A 20,451-nucleotide genomic window follows, 5' to 3' on the forward strand; every position below is an offset into this window, starting at 1 on the left:
GCCGTGGGCGCGCACCTCGTAATAGGTGAACTGCCTATTGATACCTTACCGAGGGTGGGGTGGGTGTGGCCAGTGCCCAGTAGGCTTGGCGGTCCGACGCACCGGACGGCCGGTGCCCACGCTGGAAGGACCACGCGACGTGCGCGAGACCGAGCCGCCGCAGCACCCCACGGCGGCTCAGCCGACCGAGCTGCGCTCCGACTGCACCAGCTGCTTCGGCCTCTGCTGCGTCGCCCTGCCCTTCGGCGCCGGTACGGACTTCGCCGTCGACAAGGCCGCCGGCAGCGCGTGCCGCAACCTGCAGACCGACTTCACCTGCGGCATCCACGAACGCCTCCGCGACCGGGGCTTCCAGGGCTGCACCGTCTACGACTGCTTCGGTGCCGGGCAGCGCGTCTCCCAGGTCACCTTCGGCGGCCGCAGCTGGCGCGAGGCGCCGGCCGACGCCAAGCCCATGTACGACGTCTTCCCGGTGGTGCGCCAGCTCCACGAACTGCTCTGGTACCTCACCGAGGCGCTCGGCTACGCCCCCGCCCGCCCGGTCCACGCCGACCTGCGGCAGGCCCTGGAGGAGACCGACCGGCTCGCCGGCGGCACCCCCGAGGAGGTCCTCGCCGTCGACGTCCCCGCCCACCGGCAGCGCGTCAGCGACCTGCTGCTGCGCGCCAGCGAGCTCGTCCGCGCCGCCGTCCCCCGCCGCCGCGAACACCGCGGCGCCGACCTCTTCGGTGCCCGTCTGCGCGGCGCCGACCTGCGCGGGGCCAACCTGCGCGGCGCCCTGCTCGTCGCCGCCGACCTCTCCGGAGCCGACCTGCGCCTCGCCGACCTCGTCGGCGCGGACCTGCGCGACGCCGACCTCTCCGGCGCCGACCTCACCGAGGCGCTCTTCCTCACCCAGGCCCAGCTGAACGCGGCCCGCGGCGACGCCACCACCCGCCTGCCGGCCAGCCTCACCCGGCCCGCCCACTGGCCCGCCACGGCCTCCGCCCCGGCGGCCGCCGCCACCGGCACGCGCGGCCCCCGCAAGCCGCGCAACGGCGGCCGTCCGGGCGGCCCGCGCCGCCGTTAGCGGCCGCCCGCCGCAACGACCGGGCCCGCGCCGGCAGGTGTCTGCCGGACGGGCCCGGTGTTTCCGGTGCCTGCTGCCTGCTGCCTGCTGTCTGGTGCTGACACCTGTGCCGTCGACCGTCCGTCGGGTGAGGTCAGGCGGTGAGCAGGCGGGAGCGGAGGGCGGCTATCCGGGCGGGGGAGAAGCCGAGGGCGCCGGTGGCGTAGTCCTCGACCGAGCCGTGGCGGGCGGCGAGGTCGGCGAGGGCGAGGCGGATGACCGCCTCGGGGGCGCGTCCGTAGCCGGGCCAGCGGAGGGTGCGGCCGGGGTGGGCAGCGTGCCATTCGGCGATGAGGTGCGGCGTGGCCAGCTCGGTGAGGGCGAAGTCGGCGGCGATGTCGTCCTCGGCGACGCCGAGCAGGGTGAGGACGAGGGCGGCGATGAGCCCGGTGCGGTCCTTGCCGGAGGCGCAGTGGAAGACCACGGGCTCCTCGGCGGCGGCGATCACCTCCAGGGCCTCCCGGATCTCCTCCACCCCGTCCTCGGTGACCTCGGCGAAGCGGTCGGCGAGGTACCGCCAGGGGTCGACGTCCGGGTCGATCTCGGCCTGGTCGTAGGTGCGGTGCTCGATCGAGAGGTTGTGGTAGACCAGCCCTTCGTAGTCGGGCACCCGGCCCTTGGCGGCGATCTCCCAGGGGTAGCGGAGGTCGATCACGGTGCGCACGCCGAGGGCCTGGAGCTGGTCGAGGTCGGCGGGCGAGGTGAGCTTGCCGAGCGAGTCGGAGCGGTAGAGCAGGCCCCGGCGGACGGACCGGCCGTCGGCGGCGGGGTGGCCGCCCAGGTCGCGGAAGTTGTGCAGCCGGTCGAAGGTGAACTGACGCGTTGTCATGCGCGGCACTCTAACCAGCGGTGTCCGTGGGGCCGGTGGGGCCCGGGTGTCCGGCGGCGCCTTCGTAGCCGGCGGTGAGGAGTTCGAAGGCGCGGTCGGCGTTGGTGGCGGCCTCGAAGCGGAGTTCGTCGGCGGTCCGGCCGTCGTCCCGGATCCGGTGCCAGTTGTGTTCGGCGAGGACCCGCTGGGTGGCGGTGACCTGGGCGGCGAGGAGGGGGGCGGTGAGGAGCCGGGGCGGGGCCAGGTCGGGGGCCTCGTGCAGCGCCCGGGCGAGGGACTGCTCGGCGCGGGCGAGGTACTCGGCGCCCCGGGCCTTCAGGCTCGGCGTGGAGTACACCAGATCGCTGAACGCCAGGACCCGGGGGTCGTCGTTGAGCCCGGTGATGGGATCGCGCCGGGCGAGCCCGTCCAGGAAGTCCCGGTGCAGGGCGGCCAGCACCGTCTCGCCGGCCGCCCGGCCGCGGACCACAGCGGCGGCCTGGTCCTGGTGGTCGGCGAAACGGTGGACGACCAGGTCCTCCTTGGTGGAGAAGTAGCTGAACAGCGTCGGCTTCGACACCTCGGCGGCGGCCGCGACGTCCGCCACCGAGACCGGGTCGAAGCCGTGCTCCAGGAAGAGCGCGATCGCGGCCTCGGAGATCGCCCGCCGCGTCCGTTCCTTCTTCCGTTCCCGCAGTCCGCTCATGGCGTCAGGCTAGCAGCAGGCCTTGACCCGGGCAGATTCCTGACCCGGTATGACATTTACTCCCGGTGGGGTGTCGCCTGCTGCCCGCCGTCTGCTGCTCGGGAGCTCAGGAGCTCAGCGAGTCCAGGATGCGGCGGATCGACTCCACCGCGGGGGCGCCGGCGGCGGCGAGGGCGGCGACGCCGGAGATGTTGCGCAGGGCGCGGCGCAGCGTGGCGGGCGGGGTGGTCGGCCCGCCGCCGAGATCCGCCAGCGACTCGTCCAGCACCGCGCGGTCCTCGGCCGGCACCTGCTCGCGCAACTGGCGTACGGCGGCGATGAGTTCGCGCATCGCGGCCTGCGGGTCGGCCGGGCCCTGGTGCTTGATGATGCCGATGTTGTGGTCGCCGTGCTGGGTGACCGAGTCCCCGAAGTGGATGCCGCCGCTCACAGGCTGACCTTCTTTCCGGTGTTGTGGTCGCCGTACTGGTTGATCTGGTCGCCGATGTGGATGTTCTCCACCTGGAGGGCGAACTCGGCCAGCGGGTTGTCGATCGCTTCCATGATCAGCTGGATCAGGTTGCCGACCTGCTGGGCGTCGTGGCTGACCACCGCGGTGTTCGAGGAGCTGGAGGTCTCGATGACCAGCTGGTAGACCGTGCGCATCCGCAGCCGCTTGACCAGCCGGTAGAGGCTGGCCGCGAAGAGCGCGAGCGCCACCAGGCCGATCACGTTCTTGGTCGTCTCCTGGTTCGCGCCGCGCCCGAGCAGCGAACCGAGGAGGGCGGTGGCCACCAGCAGGCCGATCACCTGCCGGGAGAACCGGATGATCACCCGCGCGCGTTTGGGCGGCAGCAGCTGGAACCGCCGGGCCCGGGCGATGTTGTGGAGCGGATAGGCGTCGCCGCCCACCCACAGCACCCGCCGGCTGACTCTGACGTCGATCACACTGCTTCTGCGTGCCAAGGTCGTCCCCCTACCCGTAGTGGCGGGGAGAACCATAGCAACGGCCGCCGACGGCGGCGGCCCCCGTCAGTGCAGTCGGCCGGTGCGGACGGCGTCGATGAAGGACTGCCAGGCGACGGGGCTGAAGTCGAGGACGGGGCCCTCGGGGTCCTTCGAGTCACGGACGAGCCGCCCGGGGTGGGTGGTCGCCACCTCGACGCAGTTGCCGCCGTTGTTACCGCTATAGCTGGACTTGCGCCATGGGGCGTCGGTCTTGGTGGCGATCATGTTGAGAAGTCCTTCCCTGACGCTGCGGATCCGATCGGCGCTCTCACGCGGCGACAGCGCGTTTGCCTGGAGCAGATCATAGGCCCGCTGCTTGCGCTGGACTTCCATGGGATCTTCGATGAAGTGTCCCTGGTCCAGGCTCTCGGAATAGAGCCTCGTCCGGCCGTCAGGGGAGGTGAGGAAGGAGACGAGAGTGTCGAACGGGATGCGTTCGCCGAGGCTGAACGGCGCGATCTGAATGACGACATTGGGCATCCGACCAACCGCCAGCAGGTGGCCGAGCTGCTCGTACATCACCTCGGGACCGCCGATGAGCGAGTGCAGTGCGGCCTCGGAGTGGACGACCATGAGGAGCGGGCCCCCAGGGGCCGTCAGCCGGTGCTGGCGGGCGATGCGTGAGGCCACCAGCTCCTCGACAAGTTCGGGGTTGCCCGCCGCGTCACCCGATCCAAGCAGTGCGCGGGCGTACCCCTCTGTCTGGAGGAGTCCTGAGATGAGGGCCACCTGGAACTCGCCGATCTTCGCGGCCTTGTTCTCGTAGCCCGCGTAGCGTCGGAACCAGTCGGGGTGTTCCACTCGTGCGTACCAGTCGATCTCCTTCCAGAGATCGATCAACTGGCCGCCCGTCTCCAGCAGTCGGTCCGCTGCTAGGACGAAGTCCTCCTGCGGGTTGCGGGTGCCGGCCTCGATGCGGGAGATGTGCGGGCGGCTGCACGGGATGAGGATCGCCAGCTGACCCTGTGACATCCCCTTCGACTCTCTCAGTTGCTTCAGCACCGCGCCGAACACGGCGCCCGCACTCGATCGCAGGTTTGGGTTCGTGAACTTCTTGCGGGTCACGGCGCAGGCCCCCCTGTGTCAGGACGTTCCCTGGAACCGGCTGATCACTCGTCACCAGCACGGTGATCGCCGATGCTTAATCATGGAACTGATCGCGCAATCGCACTAGTGAGTGCACGAAGCGGCCTGCCCGCGCGCGAAATCCTCAATGCATCCAAAGGTGGCACCGCTATGCCCGAAGCCCTTGACAGAGCCCTCGCCGATCAGCTGTGCACGCTCCCGCGACACCCTTCCTCGCCGACCGCCGCCCGGGTGGTGCTCCGGGGGTTCCTCTCCGACCTCAAGGGCGGTGAACACTACGCGGGCGACGGCGAGTTGATCGTCACCGAGCTGGTCGCCAGTGCGGTCCGGACTCCCCCCGCACACCACCTCATCGACGTGCTCTTCGAGTACTCCGCCCCCGCCGGCCTCTGGATCGAGGTCACCGCGATCGGGCAGTCCGGCCGCGCGGGGCCGGACTGCCCGGGTCTTCGGCTGGTGCGGCGGCTCTGCGCCGCCTGGGGGTGTGACCCCGCCGAGGGCCGCTCGTGGGCCCGGTTGGCCCCGCCCGTCGCTCAGTAGCCGATGGTGAAGCGGCGCTGGACGAACCGAGGGAGCTCGACCTCGTCGACGAGGCCGTCTGGCGCGCCGCCCCGGTGGAGGATCCGGCGGCCGGGATCCAGGCCTGGGCGCACGCCTTCCGCGGCTGGGCGCCGGCCAACGTCGAGGGCTTCCGGCTGATCTACGGCGACCCCGTCCCGGGGTGCCACGCCCCCGACGGCGGCGGCGGGAGTGCCGCCCCGCTGGTCAGGCGGCGGTGTCCGGTCAGGTGCTGCGGTCGGCGAGCACCTCGCGGACGACGTGACGGGCGTTGGCGGTGAGGCCCGGATTGGTGTGACGGTAGTAGGGGATCGTCACCAGCGCGATGGAGAAGGCCCAGGCGCGGCCGCGGGCCCACATGGCGTCATCGGCGCCGAGGGCGGCGCGGAAGGCCGGGCGGGCGGAGGCGGGCAGCAGGTTCCAGGCGACGATCAGGTCGGAGGTGGGGTCGCCGACGCCCATCAGGCCGAAGTCGAGGACGGCGCCGAGCCGGCCGGACCGGTCGAGCAGGAGGTTCCCGGGGGTGAGGTCGCCGTGCATCCAGGAGGGCGGGCCGGCGTACTCGGAGAGGCGAAGCGCCTTGTCCCACAGGGCGGTTGCGGCGTGGGTGTCGACCGCTCCGGCGAGTTGGGCGATGGCCGCGCGGGTGGCGCCGTCGCGGGAGGCGAGCGGGACGCTGCGGTGGCCGGCCGGGCCGCCGGCCGGGTTGACGGCGCGCAGGGCGTTGACGAAGGCGGCGAGGTCGCGGGCGAGCGCGGTGGGGGCGGCGAGGGCGCCGACGACCGGGTTGGCGCCCTCGAACCAGCGGAGCACCGACCACTCCCAGGGGTAGCCGGCGGCGGGCCGGCCGACCGCGAGCGGGGCGGGTATCGGCCGCGGCAGCCGGGGGGCCAGCGCCGGCAGCCACTGCTTCTCGCGGCGGACGTCCCCGGCCGCCCATTCCACCCGGGGGAGCCGGACGGCGAGTTCGGGCCCGAGGCGGAACATCGCGTTGTCCGTCCCGGCGGAGGCGACCGGCGTGACCGGCAGGCCGGCCCAGTCCGGGAACTGGGCGGAGATCAACCGCCTTACCAGGGCCGCGTCGATGACCAGTCCGTCGGGGTGCATCCGGGTGGCAGCGCACATGCCCGGCAGCGTACAGCGCGGATCGGTGCCCTTCAGCGGATTCCCGGAATGCGTACGGCCGGCCTCAGCTCAGCGTGACCCGCACGCCGATCGTCCCGCCCTTGCCGAAGCGCAGCACGTTCGCGGTCAGCGCGATCGCGCACAGCAGCCCGTACTTGCGCCGCAGCAGCTTCCGGTAGGCGGGCGCGCGCCCGGGGTCGAGGACGGCGGTGGCCGGGACCTGCTCGCCGAGCAGGTTGCCGCGGATGTCGCTCGGCCCGACCAGCACGTCGGAGCGGTTGCGCAGCCGCTTGACCTTGCCGGTGCGGGTGACGGTGGTGAAGACCAGCGCGTCGCCGTCGCGGGCCACCCAGACGGGGGTGGGTACGGGGGTGCCGTTCTTGCGGTGGGTGGTGAACAGCAGGTACTTGGCGGCGGCGAGTTCGTCCAGCCGGGCGGCGGCGTCCGGGGGGCGGGAGGCGTCCAGTGCGGGGGAGGTGTCCATGCGCGTCAGCGTAGGAAGGCGCAACGGGGCACTGCTTGAGTCCGGTTGGGGTCGCGGGCGGCGGGCGCCACGCCCGGCCGCCCCGGGTGCGGCCGGGAGCTGTCCCCGGTACCTGCCAGAATGCAGGGCGTACGGCGAAAGCACTGAAGGAGAAGGTGACCGGCTTCGTGACCACGCCAGTCGAACAGGTGGCCCGGCAGGCCCAGCAGGCGATCGAGCGCAAGATCGCCGAGGAACTGGGCGTTCGCGACGGGCAGGTGAAGTCCGCGGTCGAGCTGCTCGACGGCGGCGCGACCGTGCCCTTCGTGGCCCGCTACCGCAAGGAGGTCACCGGCTCCCTGGACGACGCCCAGCTGCGCACCCTGGAGGAGCGGCTGCGCTACCTGCGGGAGCTGGAGGAGCGGCGGTCGGCCGTCCTGGAGTCGATCGAGGCCCAGGGCAAGCTGGACGACGCGCTGCGCGCGCAGGTGCTGGCCGCCGATTCCAAGGCCCGGCTGGAGGACATCTACCTGCCGTTCAAGCCGAAGCGGCGCACCAAGGCGCAGATCGCCCGCGAGGCGGGCCTGGAGCCGCTCGCCGAGACGCTGCTCGCCGATCCCTCGCAGGATCCGGCGGCGCTGGCAGCCCGGTTCCTGAACGAGTCCGTCGCCGAGCCGGCCGCCGCGCTGGAGGGCGCCCGGGCGATCCTGGTGGAGCGCTTCGGCGAGGACGCCGACCTGGTGGGTTCGCTGCGCGAGCGGATGTGGACCCGGGGCCGGCTGGTGGCCACCGTGCGTGACGGCAAGGAGCAGGACGGCGCCAAGTTCGCCGACTACTTCGACTTCGCCGAGCCGTACACCAGGCTCCCCTCGCACCGCATCCTGGCGATGCTGCGCGGCGAGAAGGAGGAGGTGCTGGACCTCGACCTCTCGCCGTACGACGGCGAGGAGGGCGATCTGCCCGGCGAGAACGACTACGAGCGGCGGATCGCCGCCCGCTTCGGCATCGCCGACCACGGCCGCCCGGCCGACAAGTGGCTGGGCGACACCGTCCGTTGGGCCTGGCGCACCCGCGTCCTGGTCCGGCTCGGCATCGACCTGCGGTCGCGGCTGCGGGCCGAGGCGGAGGAGGAGGCGGTGCGCGTCTTCGCCGCCAACCTGCGCGATCTGCTGCTGGCCGCGCCGGCCGGCACCCGCGCCACCATGGGCCTGGACCCGGGCTTCCGGACGGGGGTGAAGGTCGCGGTGGTGGACGCCACCGGCAAGGTCGTCGCGTACGACACGATCTACCCGCACCAGCCCGCCAACAAGTGGGACGCCGCGCTCGCCACCCTGGCCGCGCTGGCGAAGAAGCACGACGTCGACCTGGTGGCGATCGGCAACGGCACCGCCTCCCGGGAGACGGACAAGCTCGCCGAGGACCTGCTCACGCGCCACCCCGAGCTGAAGCTCACCAAGGCGATGGTCAGCGAGGCGGGCGCCTCGGTCTACTCGGCCTCCGCCTTCGCCTCGCAGGAGCTGCCGGAGCTGGACGTGTCGATCCGCGGCGCGGTGTCGATCGCCCGCCGTCTCCAGGACCCGCTGGCCGAACTGGTCAAGATCGACCCGAAGTCGATCGGGGTCGGCCAGTACCAGCACGACCTGAGCGAGGTGAAGCTCTCCCGTTCGCTGGACGCGGTGGTCGAGGACTGCGTCAACGCCGTGGGCGTGGACGTCAACACCGCCTCGGCGCCGCTGCTGACCAGGGTCTCCGGCATCACCGGCACGCTCGCCGACAACATCGTGGCCCACCGTGACGCCAACGGTCCGTTCCGCACCCGCCGGCAGCTCAAGGACGTCTCCCGGCTGGGCCCGAAGGCCTTCGAGCAGTGCGCGGGCTTCCTGCGCATCCCCGACGGCGACGACCCGCTGGACGCCTCCAGCGTGCACCCCGAGGCGTACCCGGTGGTGCGCCGGATCCTGGCGTCCACCGGCGGGGAGCTGAGCGGGCTGATCGGCAACGGCGAACGGCTGCGGGCCCTGCGTCCGGGCGACTTCGCCGACGAGGTCTTCGGCATCCCGACCGTCACCGACATCCTCGGCGAGCTGGACAAGCCGGGCCGCGACCCGCGCCCGGCGTTCCGCACCGCGACCTTCAAGGAGGGCGTCGACAAGATCGGCGACCTGGAGGCCGGGATGGTGCTGGAGGGCGTGGTCACCAATGTGGCCGCGTTCGGTGCCTTCGTCGACGTGGGCGTCCACCAGGACGGGCTGGTGCACGTCTCGGCGCTGTCGAGGACCTTCGTCAAGGATCCGCGCGAGGTGGTCAAGCCGGGCGACATCGTGAAGGTCCGGGTCGTCTCGGTGGACGTGCCGCGCAAGCGCATCGGGCTGACCCTGCGGCTGGACGACGAGGTCGGCCGCGACCGGGGTGGCGACCGCGGCGACCGGGGCGAGCGCGGCGAGCGCGGCGGCGACCGTGGCCGGGGCGGCGAGCGCGGCGACCGGCAGGCCCGCCCGCCGCGCCAGGAGCGCCGGGGCGGCGGCCAGGACCGGCGCGGCCAGGGCGGCGGCTCCGGCGGTTCGGGTGGCGGCGCGCCGCTGGCGAACAGCGCGATGGCGGACGCGCTGCGCCGGGCCGGCCTGACCGGCGGCGACGCCTCGGGTGACCGCCGCTCCGGGCGGCGCTGAGGCGCTGAGGCGCTGAGCGGCTGACCGCCGCGGCCGGGGCCGGTGGACGTCTGCGCGTCCGCCGGCCCCGGCCGCCGTGCGGGTCGGGCCGGGTCAGGTCAGGTCAGGTCAGGAGCTTGTCCTTGGCCTTCTGGTACTCCTCCTCGGAGATGGCGCCCTTCTCCTTCAGGTCCGCGAGTCTCGCCAGGTCGTCGACGTGGCTGCCGCCGCCCCCGGGTGTGCCGGTTCCGGCCGCCTCCCGGATGTAGGCCTTGACGGCGGCCTCGCTCTGCCGGACCTGGGCGGCGTCCCGCTCGCTCATCGACTTCCCGCGGGCGATCACGTAGGCCAGCACGCCGATCAGCGGCAGCACGATCACCAGGAGCAGCCAGCCTGCCTTGGCCCAGCCGCCCAGGTCGTGGCTGCGGAAGATGTCCGTGATGATCTTGAACAGCAGGAAGAACCAGAGGATCCAGAGGAACAGCTCCAGCATCGTCCAGAAGATGTTGAGCACCGGGTAGTCCACGGCCAGCATGTTGGTGTCCATGGCCGAGTCATATCACCGCAAAACGGACAATGCTCTCTGCTGTTCGGCCGTTCCAGTGGTCTTCCGGCCCAGCGGGAATATCTCGGGGCGAGGGCCCGGAGGGGCGGGGGATCAGCCCCGCCCGGCCCGCCGTCGCAGCTCGACGGCCAGCCCGATCAGCTCGCCCCACCAGGCGTCGTGCCCGGCCAGCAGCAGCCGCTGCGCCTCGCCCGCCGACACCGCCCGCACCTCGACCACCTGCTCGCCGTCCGCCGGGTTGGTCGGCGTCGAGTCCACCGCGACCTCGGCCCAGCCCCACAGCCACGCCTTCTCCGGGTGCGGCTGCCACGGCCGGTACGGCGTCGGGTCCTCGGTGCGGCAGCGGTGCGCGCCGAGCCAGTCCGGCTCGCCGAGCAGCCGGGCGCCGGCCTCCTCGCGCAGCTCGCGGGCCAGACAGGTGGCGATGCTCTCGTCCTGCTCCCGGGTGCCGCCGGGCAGGAACCAGTGGTCCCGGTCGTCCCGGCAGAGGACCACCCTGTCGTCCGCGAAGCCCACCAGGTGGATGTTGGTCACCAGCTCGTCCGGCGGCAGCACGGTGGAGAACAGTGCGTCGTACCGGCCCCAGGTCCAGTACTGCGGGGCGTGCAACGCGGGGAAGAGGGTGGCGAGTTCGGCGGATCTGTCGTCGGTGTCCGCCTGGTGCGTGGTGTCGGTCATTCGGTGATCGTAGTGCCGGCCGGGAAACGCCGGGGGGTGCTCGGATGGACGAGCGTGATGTCCGAGGTGGAGATGGCCCGCGGCCGGCGGCGGGTGGCCTCGACCGGCTCGCCGACCCAACTCCCGAGCGAGATCTCGGCGGTGATGCCCGGCCCGAAACCGGCGATCAGGCCGGTGGTGCCGTCGGCCACGCCGCCGTCGGCGAACAGCCGGGCGAGTGCGTCGAAGACGACGGCGCTGGCGATGTTGCCGCGCTCGGTCAGCGTCGCGCGGCTGTACCGGAAGGTGGCCGGCTCCAGGTTGAGGAAGTGGCAGAGGTCGTCGAGGATGCGCGGGCCGCCGGCGTGCACGATGTAGAAGCCCAACCCGGAGACGTCCCAGCCGTGTTCGACGGCCAGGCCGCGCAGCGCCGGGGCGAGCATCTCCATGGTGCCGGGCACCCGCTTGTCCAGCTGGAAGTGGAAGCCGGTGTCCTTGACCCCGTAGGAGATCCAGTTCTCGGTGTCCGGGACGAGGTGCGAGCCGTTGCGCTCGACGTGCACCCCGGTGCCGCCGTGTCCGCGCATCACCACGGCGGCGACGGCGTCCCCGAACAGGCCGTTGGAGAGCAGCGAGCCGACGCCGAGGTCGGTCGGCTGGTAGCAGAGCGAGCAGAACTCGCAGGACACGATCAGCACGTTGGCGCCCGGGTAGGCGCGGCAGAAGTCGTGCGCGCGGTTGACGGCGGCGCCGCCGGCCGCGCAGCCGAGCTGGGCGATCGGCATCTGGCGGGTGTCGCAGCGGAAGCCCAGGGCGTTGATCAGCCAGGCGGTCAGCGACGGCATCATGAAGCCGGTGCAGGACACGTAGATGATCAGGTCGATGTCCCGGGCGCCCAACTCGGCGTTCCTCAGCGCCCGTTCGACCACCTCGGGGACGCGGAGCCGGGCCTCCCGCTCGTAGACCGCGTTGCGGGCGGTGAAGCCCGGGTGGGTGAGGGTCTGCTCGATCGGCTGGACCAGGTGCCTGGTCCGCACCCCGGTGTTCTCGATCAGCCGCAGGGCGAGGCCGAGTTGCGGGTGGCCGGCGTGCAGGCTGCGGGCCAGGTCGAGGGTCTGGTCGAGGGTGATGACGTTCTCGGGTACGGCGACGGCAGGACGGCACAGTGTTGCCATGGCGTGGGTCTCCCCTGGGTGGCCTGGCCGGGCGGGCTGGCGAGCGGCCCGGGCAGGCGGCCTACGGATGCGTCGAACGGGCGCCGCACGGTGCTCCGTGGCGGAGCCGGCGGCGCGGGGAGGAGGTCACCAGGCGAGCGGCAGGGTGCGGGGGTAGCGCCAGATCGACCCGGTGTGCCAGTCGAGTTCGGACGGCGGGACGGCGAGCCGCAGGCCGGGGAAGCGCCGCAGCAGGGTGCCGATGGCGACCTGGAGCTCCATCCGGGCCAGGTGCGCGCCGAGGCAGTGGTGCTGGCCGTGGCCGAAGGCCATGTGGGTGGGGGCGCCGCGGTCGAGGTCGAGTTCGTCGGGGCGCTCGTACATCGCCGGGTCGCGGTTGGCGGCGAGGTAGGAGACGTGGACGGCCTCGCCGGCCCGGATCAGCACGCCGCCCAGCTCGACGTCCTCGGTGGCGACCCGGGCGATGCCGACGCCCTGGCGGAACGGGATGAAGCGCAGCAGCTCCTCCAGACCGCGCGGCAGCAGTTCGGGCTGGGCGCGCAGCTTGGCGAGCTGTTCGGGGTGGGTGAGCAGGGTGTAGGTGATGTTGCTGAGCTGGTAGGTGCTGGTGTCGTGGCCGGTGACCAGCAGGACCATCGCCATGACGGCCAGTTCCTGGTCGTCCAGCAGTTCGTCGCCGTCGCGGGCGGTGGCCAGGGAGCTGATCAGGTCCTCGCCGGGGTGGGCGCGGCGGGCGGCGGTCAGCTCGGTGAAGTAGCCGCGCAGCGCGGTCTTGGCGGCTTCCTGGCCGGCCCGGCTGCCGGGGCCCATCGTCATCATGGCGACGGCGTGGCCGCGCAGTTCGGCGCGGTCCTGCTCGGGGATGTCCAGCAGTTCGCAGATGGTGGTGAGCGGGAGCCGGCCGGAGAGGAAGTGCACCAGGTCGGCGGGGGAGCCGTGTTCGGCCATCTCGTCGAGGTAGCCGTCGACGATCCGCTGGGTGGCGGGGCGCATCCGCTCGACCTGGCGGTTGGTGAAGCCCTGGGCGACGAGGCGGCGCAGCCGGTTGTGGCCCGGCGGGTCCATCAGGTTGATCGCCTCGGCCTGGGCGATCGGGGCGGGCGTCATCCGGGGCAGGTCGCGCCCGATGCCGGCGGCGCGGCTGAACCGCCGGTCGGTGGTGACGATCCGGACGTCCTCGTAGCGGGTGGCGAGCCAGGCCTCGCCCTCGCCGTGCGGCAGTCGGATCCTGGCGATCGGGGCCTCGGTGAGCAGCCGCTTGAGGAGCGGGTCGAACTCCAGGCCGTCGGTGTGGTTGAAGGGGCAGTCCCACACGGGGGCGGAGGTAGTCACGGGCCTGTCCAGATGTCTTGGAAATGCCGCCCGAACGGTCATTTCTCGTTCGGGCGCGGACAGAGAGATGTTCCCCCATGAACTGGCAAAAATGTGAATCGGACCGGGAGTTAGCTCTAACGAGTTAGATAGATGATTGTCATGCGAATTAAGGGAGTTGACTTGGCATCAGCTGACACCGCCTCCCGGCGAGACCAGCCCGGTCTCGTACGCGAGGACGACCGCCTGGGCCCGGTCGCGCAGGTCGAGCTTGGCGAAGATCCGGGCGACGTGCGTCTTCACCGTCGACTCGCTGAGCGTCAGTTCGGCCGCCAACTCGCTGTTGGACAGCCCGCGTCCGAGCAGCGCCAGCACCTCCGCCTCGCGCGGGGTGAGCGGGGCGAGGTTGCGGTGCAGCGGCGGGCCGTCGGCGCCGGGGGCGGGGCGCGGGGCGCCGGCCGCGAAGCGTTCGACCAGCCGCCGGGTGATCGAGGGGGCGAGCAGGGCGTCCCCGGTGTCCACCAGGCGTACGGCGGCGGCGAGATGGGCGGAGGTGACGTCCTTGAGCAGGAAGCCGCTGGCCCCGGCGGCGAGGGCGGCGTAGACGTAGTGGTCGAGGTCGAAGGTGGTCAGCATGATCACCCGGCAGCCGGGCGCCCGGGCGAGGATCCGGCGGGCGGCCTCCAGGCCGTCCATGCCGGGCATCCGGATGTCCAGCAGCGCGACGTCCGGCCGGTGCGCGACGGCGGCCGCCACCGCCTCGGCGCCGTCGGCGGCCTCGGCGACCACGTCGATGCCGCGCGCGGTGAGGATCATCCGGAAGCCGGTGCGGACGAGCTCCTGGTCGTCGGCGATCACCACCCGGGGGCGGCGCTCCCGTTCCGGCCGCTGCGCCGGCTCCCGCCGCACCTCGGCCCCGGTCACGGCCGGTCCAGCGGGATGCGGGCGCGGACCCGGTAGCCGCCGCCGAGCCGGCGCCGGGCGTCGAGGTCGCCGCCGTACACGGCGACGCGCTCGCGCAGGCCGAGCAGTCCGCGCCCGGCGCCGTCGGCCGGCCGGGCGGGCTGGGCGGGGCGGACGGGCTGGGCGGGGCGGACGGGCTGGGCGGGGGCGCCCGCCAGTACGCTCGGCCCGCTGTTGAGCACTTCCACCCGCAGGTAGTGGTCCGCGTAGCGCACCGTCACCTCGGCCGTCACCCCGTCCCCGTGTTTGAGCGCGTTGGTCAGCGCCTCCTGGATGATCCGGTACGCCGTCACGTCGACGCCGCCGGGCAGTGGTCTCGGCTCGCCCGAGATCCGCACCTCCACCGGCAGCCCGGCGAAGGCGAACCGGTCGATCAGCGGCCCGAGCCGGCTCAGGCTGGGCTGCGGCGCGAAACCGTCCGCCTCCTCCTCGGTGCCGTCGGCGGCCGGGGCGAGCAGCCCGAGCAGGTGCCGCAGCTCCGTCATCGCGTCGCGCCCGGCGGCCTCGACGGCGCCCATCGCCGCCGCCGCCTCCCCGGGCATGGTGGCGATCACCTCGCGCGCGGCCCCGGCCTGCACCACCATCAGACTCACGTTGTGGCTGACGATGTCGTGCAACTCGGCCGCGATGCGTGCCCGTTCGGCGTCGACGGCGGTACGGGCGGCGCTCTCCCGCTCCCGTTCCAGCAACCAGCCGCGCTCGCCGATGGCCGCCCGGTGCAGCCGCCGCGCCCGGGCGAGCGCGACGCCCAGCCAGCCGGCCGCCGCGACCGCCGTACCCGCCACCGCCGCACTCGCCACCGCTACGGCGGCCCAGTTCGTCCCCGTTCCCCACACGCCGCCAGTTTCCCAGCCCAGGCCATGATCGACATCATCCGGGAGTGCCGCCCGCGTACATCCCGGGTACTACGGCCGCCCCGGCTACACCCCGGGTGGGACGCCGGGCCCGGGGGCCCGCGCCTACCGTCGTCCACCATGAGCAACGACCACGACGGGACCACCCCGCCGGACGACGCGCAGACCGTCGTCGAGCTGTCCGGGGTCCACAAGGAGTTCGGCGACGCCAAGGCGCTCGACGGCGTCGACCTGCGGATCCGGGCGGGCGAGGCGGTCGCCGTGATGGGCCCCTCCGGGTGCGGCAAGTCCACCCTGCTGAACATGGTCGCCGGGCTGGACCGGCCGACCTCCGGCACCGTCCGGGTGCACGGCCAGGACCTCGGGCGGCTGAACGAGACCGGGCTGGCCCTGTTCCGCCGCCGCCACATCGGCATGATCTTCCAGTTCTTCAACCTGATCGACGACCTGCCCGCCCTCGACAACGTCGCCCTGGCCGCCCAGCTGACCGGCACCACGGCCCGCCAGGCGCGCCGCCGCGCCCTGGAACTGCTGGACGAACTCGGCGTCGCACACCGCAGGGACACCTACCCGGCCGCGCTCAGCGGCGGCGAGCGCCAGCGGGTCGCGGTGGCCCGGGCCCTGATGAACCGCCCGGCGCTGCTGCTCGCGGACGAGCCGACCGGCGCCCTGGACAGCCGCTCCGGCGAGCAGGTGATGGACCTGCTGATCGACCTCAACCAGATCGGCCAGACCCTGCTGATCGTCACCCACGACCCCGACCTGGCCACCCGCTGCGCCAGCCGCCTGGTCGAGGTCGCGGACGGCAGGGTGGCGCGCGAGCGGGCCCTGGAGGCGTCCGCATGACCGGCGCCGTGTGGCGGGCGTCCCGGGCGGCCGTGAAGCGCCGCCGGGTGCAGACCTTCGTGATCGGACTGGTCGTCTTCTGCTCGACCACGACCGTGCTGCTCGCCCTCGCGGTGATCAGCGCCGCCCGGGCCCCCTTCGACGACGCCTTCGCCGCCGAGCGCGGCGCCCACGTCGTGGCGGCCTTCGACCCGGCCAGGGCCTCGGCGGAGCAGCTGGCCGCCACCGCCCACCGGCCGGGCGTCGAGGCTGCCGCCGGGCCGTTCGACCAGGCCGTGGTGGAGATCCCCACCGACTGGGTCGGCCGCCCGCCGGGCCCGCTGACCCTGGTCGGCCGGGCCGATCCGGCCGGGCCGGTGGACCGGGTGCGGCTGCTCGGCGGCCGCTGGGCCACGGCGCCCGGCGAGGTGGTCGTCCAGCAACCGGGCGGCGGCGCCGCGGCGAGGTTCCTCGGCACCTCGCTCACCACCGCCACCGGGCTGAAGCTCACCATCGTCGGCTTCGCCGGCAGCATGAGCCAGTCCGCCGGCGGCTGGGTCGTCCCCGAGCAGGCGGCCGCCCTGCACCCCACCGGCCGCCAGATGCTCTACCGCTTCGCCGACGCGGACACCGAGCAACAGCTGACGGCCTCCCTCGGCGCGGCCACCGAGGGCCTGCCCGAGGGCGCGCTCGCCAGCGCGCAGTCGTACCTGGTGCTCAAGCAGGCCTTCTCCGCCGGCGCCGACGCCTACCTCCCGCTGATGACGGTCTTCGGCGTGCTCGGCCTGGTCGTCGCCGCGCTGATCGTCGGCAACGTGGTGAGCGGCGCGGTGGTCTCCGGCTACCGGCACATCGGCGTACTGAAGTCGATCGGCTTCACCCCGCGCCAGGTGGTCACGGTCTACCTGACCATGGTCTCGGTGCCCGCGGTCGTCGGCACGGTCCTCGGGACGGCGGCCGGCTGGGCGGGGGCGTACCCGATCCTGGAGACCGCCTTCAGCGGCATCTCGACCGGCACCGCCGTGATCGAGCCGGCCGGCTGGCTGCCCGCCGCCACCCTGGCCGGCGTCCCGCTGCTGGTCGTCGCCGCCGCGTTCGTCCCGGCCTCGCGCGCCCACCGGCTCTCCGCCGCCCAGGCGATCTCGGCCGGCAGCGCGCCGCGCACCGGGCGCGGGCTGAAGGTCCAGCGCCGGCTGAGCGGCACCCGGCTGCCGCGCGCCGTCAGCCTCGGCCTCGGCCAGCCCTTCGCCCGCCCGGGCCGGACGGCGCTGACCATGGCGGCGATCGTGCTCGGCGTGGTCACCGTGACGGTCACCACCGGCCTGAGCAGCACCCTGGCCAGGAGCATGGCCCCGGCCGACGACAAGACCCACGTCAACGTGCAGACCAGCCACTTCCAGAGCAACCCGGCCGAGCCGCGGCTGACCCCGGCCCAGACCGAGGCGATGCTGCGCGCCACCCCCGGAGCCGCGCAGGTCGTCACCCGGGGGCTGGTCCGGGTGGGCGTGGTCGGCTACACCCAGCCCGTCTTCATGGACTTCTACGGCGGCGACGACATCGCCGCCACCAGGTGGCTGCGGGTGGTCAAAGGCCGCCCGGCGACCGGGCCGGGCGAGGTCCAGGCCGGGCCGGCCTTCCTCGACCAGCGCGGGCTCAAGCTCGGCGACCGGATCACCCTGAGCCTGGAGGGCCGACAGCTGGCCGTCACCATCGTCGGCGAGGAGATCCAGGGCAACGCGAACGCGATCACCTCCAACGACACCACCCGGGCCGAGCTCACCCCCGACCCGCACACGGTCGAGTACGACGTGCGGCTCGCCGACGGCGCCGACACCGCGGCCTACCGGAAGGCGGTCACGGACGCCGACCCGAGCCTGACGCCCTCGGTGGTCGCCGCGAGTTCGGCGGGGCCCGTCGTCGCGATCCAGACCTTCAGCACGGTCTTCACCGTCCTGCTGTCGGTGGTCGCCTCGCTCGGCGTCTTCAACACCCTGCTGCTCAGCATCCGCGAGCGCCGCCGGGACATCGGCATGCTGAAGTCCATCGGCATGACGCCCCGCCAGGTCGTCGCGATGACGGTCACCTCGGTGGCCTGGCAGGGCGCGCTCAGCGGCGTCATCGGCATCCCGGTCGGGATCGTGGTGCACCGGCTGATCGCCGAGAACGTCCGGATCCTGGCCTTCCCGGAGCACATGATCGACGTCTGGGGCGCCCCGCTGCTCGCCGGGCTCGCGCTGGCGGGCGTCGCGATCGCCGTCCTCGGCGCCCTCGTCCCGGCCCGCTCGGCGGCCCGGCTGCCGATCGCCGAGGTGCTGCACAACGAGTGAGCGGGGGCGGCGCGCGGACGGCACCCGGATGGTCGGACGGTTCGCCGCCCGGCCGTCCGGGTGCCGTCCGACGGGCCTTCGTCCGCATGGCTGACGCCGGGTCAAGGCCCGGCGTTCGAGCGCCTATCATCGCGCCATGGCCACCGCTGAGCTGATCCGCATCGTCTCCCGCTCCTCGCCCATGGCGCTCGCCCAGGTCGAGCGGGTCCGCGCCGAACTCGCCGCCCTGCACCCGGGCCTGCGCACCGAGGTGGTGCCGGTCACCACCTCCGGCGACCGCTGGATGGGCGACCTCGCCCGGCTGGGCGGGAAGGGCGCGTTCACCAAGGAGGTCGACGCCGCGCTGCTCGCCGGGGAGGCCGACGTCGCCGTGCACTGCCTCAAGGACGTGCCCGCCGACCGCCCGCTGCCCGCCGGCACCGTCTTCGCCGCCTACCTGCGCCGCGACGACATCCGCGACGCCCTCGTCCACCCCGGCGGCCTGACCCTCGCCGAACTGCCGCCCGGCACACGGATCGGCACCTCCTCCGTCCGCCGGGTCGCCCAACTCGCCGCCTCCCACCCCCACCTGGTGTGCGTGCCGATCCGCGGCAACGCCAACAGCCGGCTGGCCAAGCTGGCCGCCGGGGAGGCCGACGCGCTGCTGCTCGCCGTCTCCGGGCTGGAGCGGATCGGCGAGCAGGCGCGGATCACCGAGATCCTGGACCTCGACGCGATGTGCCCGCCGATCGGCGCCGGGATCCTCGTCCTGCAGTGCCGCGAGGACGACGTCGTCACCGTCGACGCGGTCGCCGCGCTCGGCCACCGCGACACCTGGCGCGAGGCGGCGGCCGAGCGGATGTTCCTGCACGTCCTCCAGGGCCACTGCAACAGCCCGATCGCCGGCTACGCCAAGGCCGAACCGGACGGTCGGCTCTCGATGCGCGGCCGGGTCTTCAGCCCGGACGGCAAGCAGGTGCTGGACGCCCACGAGTGGGCCGGCGCGCTCAGCCCCGAGGACCTCGGCACCTCCACGGCGCTGGCACTCAAGCGGCAGGGTGCACAGGAGCTGATCGCGGGCATCCCGCACTGATCTCCCGCATCCCGCACTGACCTCCTGCATCCCGCACCGACCCCGGCATCCAGCGCTGACCCCCGGCATCCCGCACTGACCCCCGGCTCTGCGACCGCTACCGGAACAGCAGTTCGGCGAAGCGGTCCACCTGGTCCACCTCGGGGGACCAGCAGTACAGCATCACCTCGTCCGCGCCGATGGCCGTGAACCCGGCCACGGCGGCCCGGACCGCCTCCGGCGTGGTGAGCAGGCCCTCCTCCATCCGGTCGGCGCGGCCGCTGGACTCGTAGTACGCGCGGATGTTGCGCCGGGCCTGCTCGACCGTCTCCGCCGAGCCGAGGACGGCGTTCGCCTGGGCGACCAGCCGGGGCCGGCCGTCGCGGCCGTGCCGCTGCCAGGACTTCTCGACGTCCTGGAACAGCCCGGCCATCACCTCCGGCGGCACCCCCGCGCCGAGGAAGCCGTCCCCGAACCGGCCGACCCGGTCCAGCGCGGCCGGGGCGAAGCCGCCGAACAGCACCTCGGGGCCGCCCGGCGTCACCGGCGCGGGCCCGACCGGGCCGACCCCCTCGCCGAACGGCTCACCGGCCCAGAGGCGGCGCAGCACCGCCATCCGCTCGTCCAGGAGCCGGCCCCGGCGGCGCGGGTCGACGCCGGCGGCCAGGAAGTCGTCCTCCCGGGCGCCGACGCCGAGGCCGAGCGTGAACCGCCCGCCGGAGAGCAGGTCCAGGGTGGCGGTCTGCTTGGCGAGCAGCGCGGGGACGTGGTGCGGCGCGAGCAGTACCTCGGTCTGCAGGCGGACGCGGGACGTGGCGCCGGCCAGGGCGGCCAGCGTCACCAGCGGCTCGGGGTTGTCGAACACCACCCGGTCCGCCAGGCCCAGCGTGCTGAACTGGCCGGCGTCGGCCCGCCGGGCCCACTCGAACAGCAGGACGGGGTCCTGGAGGGGCAGACCGAGGCCGATCTTGACGGCCTGCGGGGCGGGCTGCGGGGCGGGCTGTGAGGTGGGCTGAGGGTCGGGCTGCATGGGGATCATCCTCCGGAGGGCAGGCCGCATACGGGCGCCGCCCCTCCGTGGGCCCGAGCGGTGCGAGGCCCTGCTCCCCGTCCTGCGGCTCGTCGTTGCGGGGAGCGTGCTCGTCGGAGTGCGGCGACGGTGGCGCGAGGTGTTCCCCGGGTTCAACGACGTTCCCCTCGCGTCCGTGCCTGGAATGATGCCCGGTCATCGCCG

Annotated in this window: 20 protein-coding genes; 6 read left to right on the forward strand and 14 right to left on the reverse strand. The window is 73.4% G+C overall.

Features of this window, described 5'->3' with window-relative positions; all coding sequences use genetic code 11:
• Positions 1 to 139: 139 nt before the first annotated feature.
• Positions 140 to 1,069 (forward strand): pentapeptide repeat-containing protein, encoded by a 930-nt coding sequence (locus tag ACIQVZ_RS30085; RefSeq protein ID WP_402454179.1) that lies wholly within the window; start codon positions 140 to 142, stop codon positions 1,067 to 1,069.
• Positions 1,070 to 1,202: 133 nt separating this feature from the next.
• On the opposite strand, the gene ACIQVZ_RS30090 is transcribed toward ACIQVZ_RS30085, so the two are convergent.
• The 5 genes from ACIQVZ_RS30090 to ACIQVZ_RS30110 form a co-directional block, all read right to left on the reverse strand.
• Positions 1,203 to 1,937: a tyrosine-protein phosphatase gene (locus tag ACIQVZ_RS30090; RefSeq protein ID WP_402454181.1), complete on the reverse strand. Its 735-nt coding sequence runs from the start codon at positions 1,935 to 1,937 to the stop codon at positions 1,203 to 1,205.
• Positions 1,938 to 1,947: 10 nt separating this feature from the next.
• The gene (locus ACIQVZ_RS30095) at positions 1,948 to 2,622 is read right to left on the reverse strand and encodes a TetR family transcriptional regulator (RefSeq protein WP_402454184.1); all 675 of its coding nucleotides are present in this window, start codon (positions 2,620 to 2,622) and stop codon (positions 1,948 to 1,950) included.
• Positions 2,623 to 2,728: 106 nt separating this feature from the next.
• On the reverse strand, positions 2,729 to 3,052 hold the full coding sequence (locus tag ACIQVZ_RS30100; protein ID WP_402454186.1) for a hypothetical protein: 324 nt from the start codon (positions 3,050 to 3,052) through the stop codon (positions 2,729 to 2,731).
• A complete protein-coding gene (locus ACIQVZ_RS30105) occupies positions 3,049 to 3,549 on the reverse strand; it encodes a DUF6232 family protein (RefSeq protein ID WP_402454188.1) in 501 nt (166 codons plus the stop codon). The genes ACIQVZ_RS30100 and ACIQVZ_RS30105 overlap by 4 nt, the downstream gene beginning before the upstream one ends.
• 84 nt (positions 3,550 to 3,633) lie before the next feature.
• The gene (locus ACIQVZ_RS30110) at positions 3,634 to 4,674 is read right to left on the reverse strand and encodes a Scr1 family TA system antitoxin-like transcriptional regulator (protein ID WP_402454190.1); all 1,041 of its coding nucleotides are present in this window, start codon (positions 4,672 to 4,674) and stop codon (positions 3,634 to 3,636) included.
• A gap of 171 nt (positions 4,675 to 4,845) precedes the next feature.
• On the opposite strand from ACIQVZ_RS30110, the gene ACIQVZ_RS30115 reads away from it, so the two are divergent.
• Positions 4,846 to 5,235 carry an ATP-binding protein gene (locus tag ACIQVZ_RS30115; protein ID WP_402454192.1) on the forward strand — a complete coding sequence of 130 codons (390 nt, stop codon included), beginning with the start codon at positions 4,846 to 4,848 and terminating at the stop codon, positions 5,233 to 5,235.
• A gap of 243 nt (positions 5,236 to 5,478) precedes the next feature.
• On the opposite strand, the gene ACIQVZ_RS30120 is transcribed toward ACIQVZ_RS30115, so the two are convergent.
• Together ACIQVZ_RS30120 and ACIQVZ_RS30125 are read right to left on the reverse strand one after the other, a co-directional pair.
• Positions 5,479 to 6,378, reverse strand: coding sequence for an aminoglycoside phosphotransferase family protein (locus ACIQVZ_RS30120; protein WP_402454195.1), 900 nt, complete (start codon positions 6,376 to 6,378; stop codon positions 5,479 to 5,481).
• A gap of 64 nt (positions 6,379 to 6,442) precedes the next feature.
• Entirely contained in the window at positions 6,443 to 6,862 is a 420-nt protein-coding gene (locus ACIQVZ_RS30125; RefSeq protein WP_402454196.1) for a PPOX class F420-dependent oxidoreductase, read from the reverse strand.
• Positions 6,863 to 7,029: 167 nt separating this feature from the next.
• On the opposite strand from ACIQVZ_RS30125, the gene ACIQVZ_RS30130 reads away from it, so the two are divergent.
• Entirely contained in the window at positions 7,030 to 9,510 is a 2,481-nt protein-coding gene (locus ACIQVZ_RS30130; protein WP_402454198.1) for a Tex family protein, read from the forward strand.
• 103 nt (positions 9,511 to 9,613) lie between these two features.
• Here the strand turns inward: ACIQVZ_RS30130 and ACIQVZ_RS30135 are convergent, their stop codons facing one another.
• From ACIQVZ_RS30135 to ACIQVZ_RS30160, 6 genes are all read right to left on the reverse strand, one after another.
• Positions 9,614 to 10,036, reverse strand: coding sequence for an SHOCT domain-containing protein (locus ACIQVZ_RS30135; RefSeq protein WP_402454201.1), 423 nt, complete (start codon positions 10,034 to 10,036; stop codon positions 9,614 to 9,616).
• A 111-nt stretch (positions 10,037 to 10,147) separates the two neighbouring features.
• Positions 10,148 to 10,732: an NUDIX hydrolase gene (locus ACIQVZ_RS30140; protein ID WP_402454202.1), complete on the reverse strand. Its 585-nt coding sequence runs from the start codon at positions 10,730 to 10,732 to the stop codon at positions 10,148 to 10,150.
• A complete protein-coding gene (locus ACIQVZ_RS30145; RefSeq protein WP_402454204.1) occupies positions 10,729 to 11,886 on the reverse strand; it encodes a type III polyketide synthase in 1,158 nt (385 codons plus the stop codon). The genes ACIQVZ_RS30140 and ACIQVZ_RS30145 overlap by 4 nt, the downstream gene beginning before the upstream one ends.
• A 126-nt stretch (positions 11,887 to 12,012) precedes the next feature.
• Positions 12,013 to 13,218, reverse strand: a complete 1,206-nt coding sequence (locus ACIQVZ_RS30150) for a cytochrome P450 (RefSeq protein WP_402454207.1) — start codon at positions 13,216 to 13,218, stop codon at positions 12,013 to 12,015.
• Between the two features lie 168 nt (positions 13,219 to 13,386).
• Positions 13,387 to 14,121, reverse strand: coding sequence for a response regulator (locus tag ACIQVZ_RS30155; protein ID WP_402454209.1), 735 nt, complete (start codon positions 14,119 to 14,121; stop codon positions 13,387 to 13,389).
• Complete coding sequence (locus ACIQVZ_RS30160; protein ID WP_402454210.1) at positions 14,118 to 14,996, reverse strand: sensor histidine kinase; 879 nt, start codon at positions 14,994 to 14,996, stop codon at positions 14,118 to 14,120. The genes ACIQVZ_RS30155 and ACIQVZ_RS30160 overlap by 4 nt, the downstream gene beginning before the upstream one ends.
• A 138-nt stretch (positions 14,997 to 15,134) precedes the next feature.
• On the opposite strand from ACIQVZ_RS30160, the gene ACIQVZ_RS30165 reads away from it, so the two are divergent.
• From ACIQVZ_RS30165 to hemC, 3 genes are all read left to right on the forward strand, one after another.
• On the forward strand, positions 15,135 to 15,860 hold the full coding sequence (locus ACIQVZ_RS30165) for an ABC transporter ATP-binding protein (RefSeq protein ID WP_350886441.1): 726 nt from the start codon (positions 15,135 to 15,137) through the stop codon (positions 15,858 to 15,860).
• Positions 15,857 to 18,166, forward strand: a complete 2,310-nt coding sequence (locus tag ACIQVZ_RS30170; protein WP_402454212.1) for an ABC transporter permease — start codon at positions 15,857 to 15,859, stop codon at positions 18,164 to 18,166. The genes ACIQVZ_RS30165 and ACIQVZ_RS30170 overlap by 4 nt, the downstream gene beginning before the upstream one ends.
• Before the next feature lie 136 nt (positions 18,167 to 18,302).
• Positions 18,303 to 19,238 (forward strand): hydroxymethylbilane synthase, encoded by a 936-nt coding sequence (gene hemC / locus ACIQVZ_RS30175; RefSeq protein ID WP_350886445.1) that lies wholly within the window; start codon positions 18,303 to 18,305, stop codon positions 19,236 to 19,238.
• A 97-nt stretch (positions 19,239 to 19,335) separates the two neighbouring features.
• On the opposite strand, the gene ACIQVZ_RS30180 is transcribed toward hemC, so the two are convergent.
• The gene (locus ACIQVZ_RS30180; protein WP_402454214.1) at positions 19,336 to 20,247 is read right to left on the reverse strand and encodes an LLM class flavin-dependent oxidoreductase; all 912 of its coding nucleotides are present in this window, start codon (positions 20,245 to 20,247) and stop codon (positions 19,336 to 19,338) included.
• Between the last annotated feature and the right edge of the window lie 204 nt (positions 20,248 to 20,451).

Origin of the sequence: Kitasatospora sp. NPDC098663, from assembly GCF_044760075.1 — a bacterium.
Lineage (GTDB): Bacteria > Actinomycetota > Actinomycetes > Streptomycetales > Streptomycetaceae > Kitasatospora.

Excerpts from the sequence above, each read along its gene's own strand:
- ACIQVZ_RS30090 (WP_402454181.1), bottom strand. The coding sequence starts at position 1,937 with ATGACAACGCGTCAGTTCACCTTCGACCGGCTGCACAACTTCCGCGAC.
- hemC (WP_350886445.1), top strand. The coding sequence starts at position 18,303 with ATGGCCACCGCTGAGCTGATCCGCATCGTCTCCCGCTCCTCGCCCATG.
- ACIQVZ_RS30140 (WP_402454202.1), bottom strand. The coding sequence starts at position 10,732 with ATGACCGACACCACGCACCAGGCGGACACCGACGACAGATCCGCCGAA.
- ACIQVZ_RS30180 (WP_402454214.1), bottom strand. The coding sequence starts at position 20,247 with ATGCAGCCCGACCCTCAGCCCACCTCACAGCCCGCCCCGCAGCCCGCC.
- ACIQVZ_RS30170 (WP_402454212.1), top strand. The coding sequence starts at position 15,857 with ATGACCGGCGCCGTGTGGCGGGCGTCCCGGGCGGCCGTGAAGCGCCGC.
- ACIQVZ_RS30165 (WP_350886441.1), top strand. The coding sequence starts at position 15,135 with ATGAGCAACGACCACGACGGGACCACCCCGCCGGACGACGCGCAGACC.
- ACIQVZ_RS30120 (WP_402454195.1), bottom strand. The coding sequence starts at position 6,378 with ATGTGCGCTGCCACCCGGATGCACCCCGACGGACTGGTCATCGACGCG.
- ACIQVZ_RS30095 (WP_402454184.1), bottom strand. The coding sequence starts at position 2,622 with ATGAGCGGACTGCGGGAACGGAAGAAGGAACGGACGCGGCGGGCGATC.
- ACIQVZ_RS30135 (WP_402454201.1), bottom strand. The coding sequence starts at position 10,036 with ATGGACACCAACATGCTGGCCGTGGACTACCCGGTGCTCAACATCTTC.
- ACIQVZ_RS30145 (WP_402454204.1), bottom strand. The coding sequence starts at position 11,886 with ATGGCAACACTGTGCCGTCCTGCCGTCGCCGTACCCGAGAACGTCATC.
- ACIQVZ_RS30115 (WP_402454192.1), top strand. The coding sequence starts at position 4,846 with ATGCCCGAAGCCCTTGACAGAGCCCTCGCCGATCAGCTGTGCACGCTC.
- ACIQVZ_RS30125 (WP_402454196.1), bottom strand. The coding sequence starts at position 6,862 with ATGGACACCTCCCCCGCACTGGACGCCTCCCGCCCCCCGGACGCCGCC.